The sequence below is a fragment of the Agrilactobacillus fermenti genome, assembly GCF_021030645.1.
In the GTDB taxonomy this organism is placed as follows: Bacteria; Bacillota; Bacilli; order Lactobacillales; family Lactobacillaceae; genus Agrilactobacillus; species Agrilactobacillus fermenti.
Genome location: NZ_JACGCJ010000003.1, coordinates 36,951 through 49,156 on the forward strand (window position 1 = coordinate 36,951; position 12,206 = coordinate 49,156).

A 12,206-nucleotide genomic window follows, 5' to 3' on the forward strand; every position below is an offset into this window, starting at 1 on the left:
AAAAGCTGCTCACTAACTTGATTCGTGTCAAGGTAGTGAGTAGTTTTTTTATGATTATTTTCTGAGAATGGATACACAAGAAAAAAGTAAAATAAAAAAGATAATTAGAGGAGACACGAGGTATAAAAAGCCCAAAAAGATATGTTCATTGAAAAGCACGATTAAATCAAAGTAACTGATTGAAATAAGGCGGCTTCCCCACGTAAATGGAAAAAATGGCCAAATATCGTTGCCTAATGCTGTAAGACCAATAATAGCAGTTAGTAATGAGGTGGCTAATCCAAAGAAAAACATTGTAATAAAACGACATAAAATACTTAAGAAGAAGCATAGAACAAACCAAGTCATAAAAGCACACCAAATTAATGTAAAACTGTAACTAAAACCACTGACATAAAAAGCTATTGGCACATTAAAAGCGATTTTAAGTAATATGATCGTGAGACTGATATTGAATAAGAATGAACCACTAATGGTTAAAAATGAAAAAGCAAATTTTGCCGATAATAGGAGATAATAATGTCGGTTTAAACCTAAAATATTGTTAAATTGATTTGCATCTTGTTCAATTTGGCTTAATAAAGCTAAGGTAAAACTAAGCATAAATGGGAGTAGAAAGTTTATAACTGCAAAATAATTAAAGCAAAAATGGTTTATGGAGACCTTTTGCTGTGATAAAAAAAGGTAACTAAAAATGAATAAATTGAATAAAATTGGTGCACTGAATAGCATTAATTTAAAAACTGATCTTTTGGTTTTAAGCCATTCTGCACTAAGTAATGAACATATCATCTAATCAATTTTCCCCCGTGTTCTAGATAAAATTAACGGTACACTTGCGTAAAGTATGAAAAAAACAATAGTTGCAAGGCAAAGACTAGGTGGAATTATTGTAGGTGTATCAAGGAGATCGCCTTTTTGCATTAGGGTACCATTGGGATTAGTTTTAATAATCGGCGTAATTAGACGTAATGACCAGCTCCAGGGATTAAGATACCAATATGCCTTTGTAATCGTGAAAGCAGCAGCAACCAGTCCTATCAAATTCGTAATAACTGAAAGAATAGGCATGGTTAACTGTGAAATCAGAAGGGAGAGCGGGATGATGAATAATGTTGTAAGCCAGAGAATGAGCGATGTTAGTAAAACGGGACCTGTGATGATGTTTTCTGAATCATAGATGATATGCTCTAGAATTATAGTCAAAATAGCTACCAAGCTATTAGCAACAAATGAGTAGATGACTAAAGTAACGATTTTTGCGCGCCAAAAGATATTTTGCTTTAACAAATAAATATAATTGTAAGTATGTGCTTCTTTTTCTCTTTGAACAGTTTGATAGCTTAAAATTGTTAAGCCCATTGGCAAAAAAAGTGCCGGCCACCAATTATATGTTAATGGCACAAATAAATTAGTATCAAAATACATAAATCGTGAAAATGGGATACATAGAAGAGTAATGAGCAGTGGGAAAAACACTGGAAAGAAATGACTGAAAGATCTTTTTCCTTTGTAGTATTCAGCAATAATATAATCTATCATTTTAGATTGCTCCAGTGTGCTTTGAGTTTAGTGTTGTTAGGAAGAAATCTTCTAAGTTGGTATTATCTGGTAGTTTTCCCTCATATTTCAGCAGACCGCCATTTAAAATACAGATATCATTTGTTATATGTTGGATTTCATTTAAATTATGACTAGAAATGATCACAGTGATGCCTAGGCTAGGCAGAGACTTAATTAAGTCTCTGAGTTTTTTTATGTTAAGTGGATCTAAACCATTCGTTGGTTCATCTAAAATTAGTAAATTCGGTTCACCGATAAGTGCCGAGGCAATACCTAGACGTTGTTTCATGCCTAAAGAGAATTTGGCAACGGTCTTTCTTCCTGTGTTTTCTAAGTCTACTAAACGTAGGACCTTGTGTATTTGACTCTTTTTAAGCCCTAATAATTTTACCAGAACTAAGAGATTCTCTTCGGCTGTTAGGTTTTTGTATAGTGCCGGTGTTTCAATTAATGCGCCAATTTTTAGTTTATGGTGCGTTTCAGTGATAAAACAGATATTTCCATTGGTTGGTTTGATACTACCTGTAAGCATTTTTAAAATGGTCGATTTTCCAGCACCGTTTGGGCCTACCAAGCCATAGATCGAATTTTTTCTAACATTGATAGAAAGGGCAGCAACAGCAACTTGGGTACCGAATCTTTTTGTTAAATTAACCGTTTTTAGTATGAGTTCCATTTGATTTTTACTCCTTACTTGATTATGTAGATTAATTTAACAGTGAACCATAAAGTTTTTATAAACTAAAAACCATTAATTTAGAGCTGATTTGTGGGGATGTGTTTGGTAGAATCTAATTACTAAGAAGTGGGTGTGTTTAGATGACCAGGATTATTTATGTTGACGATGATATCCAAATTACGAAATTAGTGAGGCAATATTTAGAAATGAGCGGCTACATCATAACGATTGTCCATTCGTTTCAAGAACTGGATGGCATTGATATTTCCCTTTTTGACCTAATGCTGCTAGATGTCATGTTGCCTGATATTAACGGTATTGATATTTGTGAACGTATCCGTGATGCCGTTTCGTACCCAATTATTTTTATAAGTGCTTTAGGCCTTGAAGAAGATATTATTCAGGGCCTAGAAAGTGGTGGTGATGATTACATTACGAAGCCGTTTAGCTTAAAACAACTTAAAGCAAAGATTGATAGTCACTTAAGAAGAGAAAACAGAAACCATGAGCTTAAGAAAAGGATTAGAACACAAAATGTTGTTTTAAATAAAGAAAAAAAACAAATTATTATTAACGATATGGTTGTCATGTTTCCAAAAAAAGAATACTTGGTTGTAGAAAAATTGATTAGTAATATTGGAAATGTCATTAGTAAAGACCAAATTTTTGAAACTGTTTGGGGATTTAATAGTGAAAGTGATATCAGTACAGTTATTGAACATATTAAAAAAATCAGAGCTAAATTAGCTGAGTGTGATGACGAATTTACTTATATACAAACTAAATATGGACTAGGATATATTTGGGAGCCAAAATATGAGAAATAACTATTCACTTAAACGATCATTTAGCTTGCTAGTAGTGAAAGTAGTTATTTCAACAGTATTATCAATTGCAATGGTTCTGATTGGGTGGTTCCTGTGGTTGTCGATTTTTCCTAGAAATTATTATGATAAAATTTATGCACCGAATTTTTTAAATAATGTAAAAAAAGAAATTCCTAATCTATTATCGACAAGAACCAGCATGTTACAGGAAAAAGATTCGAAATTTCAATATTTAATTTTAATTGATGGCAGAAAAGTGGTTAAAAGTAGCGATTTTCCAAAATCTAAAATTAGGTTAACCAAGATATCTAGCGAGACAAACTCATTTGTGGAAAATCACAAGGTATATGTTTTTGAAAAGCTTGATCAGAATCCAAGTGTCAAAGTGATGATGATTTATCCAGCTTTTTCGACTGGAAATCCATTCGTGGATTATTTGAATATATTATTTCAGTATTTTATAGTGGCAAGTCCATTTATTTTCTTTATTGTCTTCCTTAGTTTTTTTACGTCTAAGTTGTACAAAAATATTCGGTGGAAATTTAGAATCATCGAATCTCACTTGGCAAACATTGAAGCGGGTGATTTATCACAACCCTTGCCTACTTTCTTAGATAATGAATTTGGTGAATTATCTAGGCAAGTAAATCAAATGAGAATAGAATTGAAGAATTTGCTAGACGACTCTCAACAGAAAGCAGTCGTTCAAAAACATCTATTTTCTTCAATTGCTCATGATGTTCGAACACCACTAACTGTGATCAATGCTGAAACTGAAATGCTTGAACTTTTGTCGGAAAATACAGAAATAAAAAGAACGTGTGCCGTTATTACATCGGAAGTTTCTAAAGTGGATCAATTATTAACGGAATTGCTTAAAATGGCGCGATTAAACATGGATAGCTATACTTTGAATTGTAAGAAAGTTGATATAAACGATTTTTTACACGAAGTATTCGCAGAATTCTCAGGATTGTTTGAATCTAAAAAATAAATATTGAAGTTGGCTATAATGACAGTCCAGTAGCTGCTTACGTTGATACAATGATGTTTACAAGAATTGTGCAAAATATTCTTAAAAATGCTGTTGAACATGTTGATCAAGAGGGAAAGATTATATGTTCAGTCGTTGAGTTTACATCAGAAGTTGCGATTACTATTAGCAACACAGGCTCACTGTTCTCTAATGATTATTTGAAGCAAAAATTTATACCATTTCGTGTCAACAAACAACAAGATGGAAAAGAGCACTTCAGTTTGGGTCTCTATATGTCAGATTTGATGATTAAAAAAATGAAAGGCAGAATTATTCTGAAAAATGAAAATGAGCAAGCAACTGTCAGTATTTATGTAAAAAAGGCACAGGTAGTTACTGATCCAGACACGTTAACCTTGGAAAACAGCGGACGTAATTTTTGATACAACAGGTGTCCAGTCTTTGTTACACCAAAGTGAGGTATTTTTGAAAACAAATGGTATTTTATTTTCTTCAGCAATCAATGATTATATAGCCCAAAGGCCAGATATTCAGGTTCAGTTTTCAAATCGACCATTAGCTCCCAGTGGTTATCAACAAATACTAGAACTGATTGCCAAAAAGCAATTGCAGCCCTTTATTGACCGGATCTTGCCATATACAGAAATTCAGACAAGTCGCGACTGCCAGGAAAAAAGGCCGGGTGCTCGTTAAGTTTGCCCAGGAATAAAGGTTGAGTTTTTGCATCAAACACACTCAAAACGATATAGTATAACTAAGTATAAATAGATTGAGGTTTTTGACATGGAGATTGCATTAGTTGTTTTGATCGTTTTGTTTGGGGCTTTGATGCGTACTGTTTTTGGATTTGGTGAAGCACTGGTGACCATGCCGCTTTTAGCCTTGATTAGTTTTGATTTGAAAACATCGATTGCGTTGATCGGGGCGCTGGGATTATTAGTCGCTTTACCCGCAACAATTAGGTATCGGGAACATATCAATTTTGCGGTGGTGCGGCGCCTAGTGACCGGTTCAATTTTCGGTGTACCAGTAGGCATTTTACTGATCACCTATGTGAAAACCAGTTGGATCATGCGGGGCTTAAGTATTTTCCTTGTACTTTATGGTACTTATAGTTTGATTAAAGTTTTGCGTCAGCATCAAAGTAAACCACATTTGCAAGCTGATGCTTGGGATTATTTGGCAGGGCTGATCTCAGGTATTCTCGGCAGCGCCTATAATAGTCACGGGGTGCCGATTGTGGTGTATGGCGCGCTGAAGAAATGGCCGGTTAAAGAACTACGTGGCATTTTACAGGCACATTTCTTATGCGTTGGTGTCATTGTCGTTTTCAGTCATGTGGTATCTGGCTTTTGGAGCTTGGAAGTGGTTAAAATTCTGTTGATTTGTCTACCATTGTTAGTATTCACCATTTGGTTAGGCAATTGGTTGACTTATAAAATTAATAATCAACAAATGGTAAAGTATATTTATGGATTATTGATTGTTTTTGGGCTCATTTTGTTTGTCCGCGCGTGAGGTTGTTTTTGCAATTGTCAATTATGTGGGTTATTTTGGGGTACCAAAGAGGCTAATACTTTCGGATCAGTCCGAAGATATTAGCCTCTTTGGTAGATTTTAAAATTTTTACAGTAGTCGAAAATATCAAACGCCTGCGATATTGAAATCAAAGATAATATCTTGATCACCAGGAATTCTATAAGCCGGAGCCACGTCAGCACCCCAACTATCAATTCCCCCCACACCCCGAACGGCACCTAAAATGGTAACGACGGTACGCCGAGGCAAAGGCAGATCTTCTTGATGACTGGCATTTTCTAATTCTAAAGCGGTGTATGGTAAGGCGCTAAAAGCAAAAGGTTTTTGCCCTTGACTAAATTTCAGTTGAAAGGGTATCCGATTGAGGTCACTGTTATCTTTAGTAGATTGTCGGCTGATTTGGAGCCAATGGCTGGCCATGTGAATCCCATTATCTTGAGGTACTAAATACGGCGTAACAGGCAAGCCTTGAATCTGATAAGTACCAGAAACACCGCCAGCCATGCGATCGGGATAAGTTTCACCAGATAAGCCGGCATATTTAAAGCCAGTGGCTAAAGTGGGCATGACAAATTCCAAACCAAAGCGTGGCAATTCCGGTAATTGGTGGTTACCGTGGTAGTGGGCTTGAACATGGAGCTGTCCTGTGGATCGTACAGTATAAGTGACGGTTACTTGGGTTGTTGGTACGGTCGACGTTTTGTAAGTAAAACTAATTTGGATTTCTTCAGCAAACTCTTGGGCAGTATAGCGGTTATTCGCGGGTGCCAAAGGTAAGGAGATGGGCTTTTGGTTAACTTGTAAGGCAATCTCCTTGACGACACTGAATAGTTCCGCACCCAGCCACTGTGATGCTTTTTGAGGAAAGCCATTGCCGCGATCATTATCTGTACTAGCCCGCCAAAAAGTTGGTTTTGGTTCTCGGTACAACCATTCTTTACCGGCATAGACCAAAGATTCCAGACCCCCACGACTGTAGTTAAAAATATAATGACAATTGGGTCCGGTTACACCCAAGGTGCCATCGCCATAAATAATCTGTAAAGGTTTAGAATTTGCCATAATAATAACGTACCTCCTGCATAGCTGGTTTTTCAGTTCGATCGGCGAACAATAGACCATCACCAGAAAACGCATAATCTGATGGTCGGTCATCAAAGTCACCGCCATAACGGAAAACGGTTTGACCACTGATTTCATCTTTTACCGCAATGGCTTGATCGATAAAATCCCAAATGAATCCACCTTGGAACATCGGATATTTAGTCAATAAAATCATGTAATTTTGAAGGCCACCTACAGAATTACCCATGCTATGCATGTACTCGCAGAGAATAAAAGGCTTTGATGGGTTATTTTGCAAATAGGTCTCAATTTCATCAGGACTAGCGTACATGCGACTTTCCAAATCGGAAATACGATTTTTAAATTCAGGTCGGTGGAAGACACCTTCATAGTGAACCAAGCGACTGGGATCTTGCTGCTTATAATAAGTTTCCATGGCAGCAATGTCTGTACCGGCATAAGATTCATTACCCAAAGACCACCATAGAATACTAGTGTGATTCTTGAGCCATTGGTAATTGTTTTGAGCACGATCCAAAACCGCTGCTTGCCACTGAGATAGGTTGCCAGGAACATTATCTGAAGGTTCTACAACACCTAATTTTTGCCAAGTGCCATGACTTTCTAGATTATTTTCTGCCATTACATAGATGCCCTGCTGATCACAACGATCATACCAGGTCAAGTGATTGGGGTAGTGACTAGTCCGGACGGCATTGATATTGTTAGCTTTCATGATGGCTATATCCTGATCCATGTTGGCGGAGGTGATCACCCGGCCAGAAGTCGCATTCCATTCATGACGATTGACGCCTTTAATAATTAGACGTTGACCATTGAGCAGCATAACTTTATTAGAATTGATTTCAATTCGACGAAAACCAAAGACCATGGGAATTACTTCTAGAACGTGTCCGGTGGCATCATGCAGCGTAATTTGCAGTTGATATAAATAAGGCTCATCATTGGACCACAACCGAATTTGTTGGAAAGTTGTTTGTGCTAAAATACCAGATTGAATTTGATCCAAAGATGTGACTGTCTGCCAGAGTGACTTTCCCGTGGCATCTTTAACCGCTACAGCAGCGGTGACACCTGCTAAAGTGCCCACAGTTTGAGCTTGTATCGTAAGTGTACCACTTTGTAAATCGGATGATGGGACAGGGCGTAGGCTAATATCTTCCAAGTGGACCTGAGGTTGTGCTAGCAAAGTCACGTCCCGGAAAATACCAAAGAAGCGAAACATATCTTGGTCTTCTAAATAGCTGGCAGTGCTGGCATTGAATACAGCTACCGCCAAAACATTGTCATCCTTGGCTAAATAGGGCGTTAAATCGAATTCGTGAGGACTGAAACTATCTTCAGCATACCCTAGAAAATGTCCGTTGAGCCAAAGATACATAGCAGTCTGAACCCCTTCAAAGCGGACGCGCACAGTCTGGTTCTGCCAAGCAACAGGGACGTGAAAATGCTTACGATATTGACCGACGGGATTATCTGGCGCTTGACTAAATTGACCTTGGGCATCTTGTTTGGAAGCGGTGGTAAAAGCTGGCCGACGGAAGTGATGGCCCTCCCAGGGATATAAAGTGTTGATATAATGAAATTTGTGATAACCAGCAAATTCAATCAGCCCTGGGACTTGGATATCATCCCAATTAGAGCTGTCAAAAGTCACTTCGGCAAAATTCTGGCTGATTTGACGAGGGTCTTTGGCATAGTTAAATTGCCAATGACCATTTAGACTCTTTCGAAAACTGCTTTGTTGGGCAGCCGCTTCTTGGCTGGAGCGGTACCAGCAATGATCGCTATGAGCTGGAAGAGCATTAACACGAAAGACTTGAGGATCATCCAGCCACTTGAGATTCGGCTGGTGTTGATTTTGTTGAGACATTTTTGAAACTCCTTTGTAATTAAGAATCAGTCAAGCAAGTTAATTATAATTGTATAATAGTTTAGGAATCATAAATTGGCAGCGTTAACAAATGAGCTTAATCTTATTGCTGACAACATAATAGTGAATGGGGTAGTATTTATGCGGATCGCTTTTAATAGACCAACTCAGGATTTTCCCTTGTATTGCGATAGTATTGGTTATCACTGGCAGCAAGGTCCGATGATTCGGAAAAACGGTTATTATGCTTTTCATTGGTTACAGTCTGAGGTAGGGACTGGTGTCGTTGAAGTTGAAAATCAAAAGATCGTCTTAGCACCAGATCAAGGCATATTTTTGTTGAAAGGTGTACCCCACCGCTATATGTCACAAAATTCTAGGCAGACTTGGCAAACAGCATTTTTTACTTTTGATGGGACTTTAGCGAGAAGTTTGATTACTTATTTAGGGGTCACTAAGTATCTTTACGTGCCTAAACCTTCTGCAGAGTTGCTGGCATTTCCGATGCAAAAGTTCGAGGCTTTTAATCAGCACAGTATTGCGGCAATTCTGGATCAATCTACTGAGATTTATCGCTTCGTAATGCTGTTGAAACAAAATGAAGCTTTAAAGGCTTTTAATCGGCAGAATAAAGAGATTACCATGCCAATTATTGAGTATATCAATCAGCATTATGCTCAGCATATTACCAATCAGGCCTTAGCTGCCGTGACTCAGTACTCTATTACTTATCAGAATCGGATTTTTAAACAAATTTATCACATCACGCCATTACAATACTTAACCAATTATCGCTTGCAGAAAGCTCGTGAACTGTTGTTGGCTAAACCAGAATGGGAAGTAAAACATATCAGTTTAGCCGTGGGGTTCCAAGACACTTCTCAATTTATTCATCAGTTCAAAAAAGTTTATCGAGTCACACCACAACAGTTTAAGAAATTTATTTAAACTTATTTTCTGTTGTCTTCGAATTAAGCTTGTAACGAGTTTTCAGTAATTCGTCACCCGTTTGGACCACCGCTTGATCAGTGTATGTTATGGTTTGAATTTGACTCGTTTTTGTTAGTAAAACAATCACATCATCTTTGTACCCACTTTGTTCAATCTTATCCCGGTCAAATTCTATTAATAAGTCACCTTTTTTAAAAGTCTGCAGCTCATCGAAATGAGTGATGAAGCCTTGTCCTCGCATATTAACAGTCCCTAAGCCTATGTGAATTAAAATTTCTAGGCCATTACTGGCACGGAGGCCAATCACCTGTTTGGTTGTAAACAATAGGAGTAAACGACCGTCAAAAGGCGCATAAATTTTACCTTCTGTTGGTTTGATACCAATACCTTTGCCAACAATACCAGTATGATTCATCTCGTCAGTAATGTTGCTAAGCTTTTCAACAACACCACTAACAGGGGCACAAACAGTCGTCTCAATGGTGGTTGGTGTAACTGAGACGATTGGGCCCTCTTTACTGCTTACTTCAGTGATACCTTCATTAGCCAATTTATTTTGCAATTCGATAACAATTTCAGCATGACGTTTTTCAGAAACTTTTACTTTTAATACATAAATAATTAGTGCCAATATGTGTAGTAACAAGCCAGCCCAGAAAGCAACTAACTTGAATAAGGAAATTCCACTAGATGTCATGGAAGCTGCCGTCGCAGTACCAGTCATGCCAGCGGCTACAGCAACCAAACCAATGATCTCAGTGCTGATGGCACTGGATAATTTGTCCAACATGGGCCGGATTGCTAGAGTAACTGCTTCATTACGCGTACCGTTTTTCAATTGACCATATTCAATAGTGTCGGTTAGAGTTAAGATGACTGCCATGAAGATGAATCCTTGAGGGACGTAATATAAGACCATAGCGGTGATAACCATTGGCAAACTGTCTGTGGAGATGATTAAAAGAACATACGCTAATATCATACTGCACATACTGACAGCATAGATGGTTTTGCGGCTAACCCATTTATTGATAACTGGGAAAAGTGGTGAGGTAAAAAAGCCAGCAATGGTTGGAATCGCTCCGGTTATCCAAAATAGATCGGGGCGGCCTACGACATATTTGAACATGTAAAACATTAAACCTGCCGTCGCAGCATTTCCAAAGCCGTATACTAAATAGGGTAATGCAGTCCATAACATCTGATCATTATGGGTTAGCGCATGGACGAGTTCTTTAAGACTTGTTTTTTTCTTAGTGATTTGACGAACGGCACTTTGTTTTTCGTGAGTACCAAAAGCAACAGTTAATGAGAAGATAATCGCCGCAGCGGCAATGATTATTGCAAAAACAGTCCAACCTGGTTGGCCTTCATTACTTTTACCTGTAAACAAAAAGGTAAAATAAGTTACAATCGGAACAATAATCATTGTGACAATGTTTTGGCCAAAGCTAGTAAAGTTGGCTGCAGCGGTGTAGAGGGAACGTTCACGACTATCTTCAGTTAAGGCTGGCACCATGCCCCAATATGAAACATCCCGAAAAGAGTAAAATATATCAAAGGCAATAAAAGTAATGATAAAAAGTATGGTAAATAGGGTAAAGTTTACTCGAGACAAGCCAAAAATACCTGTAAATAAAACAACAAGTAGAATTGAAGAAGCAATCCCAGCACCGATTAACCAAGGTTTAAATTTACCGATTCTGGTATTGGTATTGTCGACGATATTACCAATGATCGGATCAAAAAATATTTCAGCAACCCGAATAATGGCGATTAATGTGGTAATCATAGCAATTAATTTGTTTGTTTCGGCTTTAGATACGCCAGTGAACATAGCGCTGGTAATATATAACATGAAGTAAGTACCAAAGGTCATATAAACAGCTGAGCCACCAATATTCCCAGAAGCAAAAGCGATTAATGAACTGAGTTTACTAAATTTTTTCTTCTTTGAAGTATGTTGAGTTGTTGTATCCAACAAAAAGCCCCCTTATATATAATGACCTGTAAAACGCTGTCATTATTTGTGACACTCAAACTATGAATTTATTAAATTGTCAGTCTATACTTTTTAAGCAGCCTATTGATTGATAAAGGACACAGAAAGCCTGTGTTTGTAGCATTTCACGATGCATCGTTGTTTTTAGTATAGAATGAAAGGGGTTTTATAAATGAGATTATTTGGTTATAAAATATGTACTTTTGACCTTTTTACTGCTACATATGAAATCATTTTTGATTAACAGATGGTAAAGTATGTTTATGGGTTATTAATTATTTTTGGGATCATTTTGTTTGTTTGCGTGTGAGGTTAGTAGAGCAGTTGTCAATTGACGGCTGTTTTTTTGTGCTACAATCGAGTTGAAAAGTTGAAAAAAATATATTCAAATGATGTCAATTGATAACCAATAAAGAAGCGATTAATTATGGGCGAATTAATATTAATTGGGATAGCACTCTTATTTCTTGTAATTGGGTTTAAAATTTATCATGGTAAATGGTTACATCTTCTTGCTGGCAATACATTTGGTGATGCTGATGAGTATTTACGTACGAATAAAAAATATCGTTGGTTTGGAATTGGTATGCTGATCGTAGGTTTAGCGGCATTAATCATTTCAGTCATACTTTTTATCATATTTGGATTCAGATAGTATGCGAGTGATAGCCGTATGATATTTTATTAAG

At 37.2% G+C, this 12,206-nt stretch carries 13 protein-coding genes; 7 read left to right on the plus strand and 6 right to left on the minus strand.

Annotation, left to right across the window (positions count from 1 at the left end; translation table 11 throughout):
* Window positions 1-54: 54 nt before the first annotated feature.
* Genes FHQ08_RS01450 through FHQ08_RS01460 form a run of 3 tightly spaced genes read right to left on the minus strand, consistent with a single transcriptional unit; the run spans window position 55 to window position 2,239 of the window.
* Window positions 55-792, minus strand: coding sequence for an ABC transporter permease (locus FHQ08_RS01450; RefSeq protein WP_269073831.1), 738 nt, complete (start codon window positions 790-792; stop codon window positions 55-57).
* Window positions 793-1,542: a lantibiotic immunity ABC transporter MutE/EpiE family permease subunit gene (locus tag FHQ08_RS01455; protein ID WP_230912608.1), complete on the minus strand. Its 750-nt coding sequence runs from the start codon at window positions 1,540-1,542 to the stop codon at window positions 793-795.
* 1 nt (window position 1,543) lies between these two features.
* On the minus strand, window positions 1,544-2,239 hold the full coding sequence (locus tag FHQ08_RS01460) for an ATP-binding cassette domain-containing protein (protein WP_230912609.1): 696 nt from the start codon (window positions 2,237-2,239) through the stop codon (window positions 1,544-1,546).
* 143 nt (window positions 2,240-2,382) lie between these two features.
* Between FHQ08_RS01460 and FHQ08_RS01465 the strand changes: the two genes are divergently transcribed.
* The 5 genes from FHQ08_RS01465 to FHQ08_RS01485 all read left to right on the plus strand — a co-directional run bounded on the left by FHQ08_RS01465 (window position 2,383) and on the right by FHQ08_RS01485 (window position 5,584).
* Window positions 2,383-3,069, plus strand: coding sequence for a response regulator transcription factor (locus FHQ08_RS01465; protein WP_230912610.1), 687 nt, complete (start codon window positions 2,383-2,385; stop codon window positions 3,067-3,069).
* Window positions 3,059-4,063 carry a sensor histidine kinase gene (locus FHQ08_RS01470; RefSeq protein ID WP_230912611.1) on the plus strand — a complete coding sequence of 335 codons (1,005 nt, stop codon included), beginning with the start codon at window positions 3,059-3,061 and terminating at the stop codon, window positions 4,061-4,063. The genes FHQ08_RS01465 and FHQ08_RS01470 overlap by 11 nt, the downstream gene beginning before the upstream one ends.
* A gap of 53 nt (window positions 4,064-4,116) precedes the next feature.
* Window positions 4,117-4,488: an ATP-binding protein gene (locus FHQ08_RS01475; protein WP_230912612.1), complete on the plus strand. Its 372-nt coding sequence runs from the start codon at window positions 4,117-4,119 to the stop codon at window positions 4,486-4,488.
* A 43-nt stretch (window positions 4,489-4,531) separates the two neighbouring features.
* Window positions 4,532-4,759, plus strand: coding sequence for a hypothetical protein (locus FHQ08_RS01480; RefSeq protein WP_230912613.1), 228 nt, complete (start codon window positions 4,532-4,534; stop codon window positions 4,757-4,759).
* A gap of 90 nt (window positions 4,760-4,849) precedes the next feature.
* A complete protein-coding gene (locus FHQ08_RS01485) occupies window positions 4,850-5,584 on the plus strand; it encodes a sulfite exporter TauE/SafE family protein (RefSeq protein ID WP_230912614.1) in 735 nt (244 codons plus the stop codon).
* A gap of 126 nt (window positions 5,585-5,710) precedes the next feature.
* Here the strand turns inward: FHQ08_RS01485 and FHQ08_RS01490 are convergent, their stop codons facing one another.
* Window positions 5,711-6,667 carry a beta-galactosidase small subunit gene (locus FHQ08_RS01490; protein ID WP_230912615.1) on the minus strand — a complete coding sequence of 319 codons (957 nt, stop codon included), beginning with the start codon at window positions 6,665-6,667 and terminating at the stop codon, window positions 5,711-5,713.
* Window positions 6,654-8,564 carry a glycoside hydrolase family 2 TIM barrel-domain containing protein gene (locus tag FHQ08_RS01495; RefSeq protein WP_230912616.1) on the minus strand — a complete coding sequence of 637 codons (1,911 nt, stop codon included), beginning with the start codon at window positions 8,562-8,564 and terminating at the stop codon, window positions 6,654-6,656. The genes FHQ08_RS01490 and FHQ08_RS01495 overlap by 14 nt, the downstream gene beginning before the upstream one ends.
* A gap of 141 nt (window positions 8,565-8,705) precedes the next feature.
* Here FHQ08_RS01495 and FHQ08_RS01500 point away from each other — a divergent pair, with 141 nt between their 5' ends.
* On the plus strand, window positions 8,706-9,512 hold the full coding sequence (locus FHQ08_RS01500) for an AraC family transcriptional regulator (RefSeq protein ID WP_230912617.1): 807 nt from the start codon (window positions 8,706-8,708) through the stop codon (window positions 9,510-9,512).
* Here FHQ08_RS01500 and FHQ08_RS01505 read toward each other — a convergent pair.
* Window positions 9,505-11,436 carry a glycoside-pentoside-hexuronide (GPH):cation symporter gene (locus FHQ08_RS01505; protein ID WP_407929108.1) on the minus strand — a complete coding sequence of 644 codons (1,932 nt, stop codon included), beginning with the start codon at window positions 11,434-11,436 and terminating at the stop codon, window positions 9,505-9,507. The two genes, FHQ08_RS01500 and FHQ08_RS01505, sit on opposite strands and share 8 nt — an antisense overlap.
* A 508-nt stretch (window positions 11,437-11,944) precedes the next feature.
* Between FHQ08_RS01505 and FHQ08_RS01510 the strand changes: the two genes are divergently transcribed.
* A complete protein-coding gene (locus FHQ08_RS01510) occupies window positions 11,945-12,172 on the plus strand; it encodes a hypothetical protein (RefSeq protein WP_230912619.1) in 228 nt (75 codons plus the stop codon).
* Window positions 12,173-12,206 lie beyond the last annotated feature (34 nt).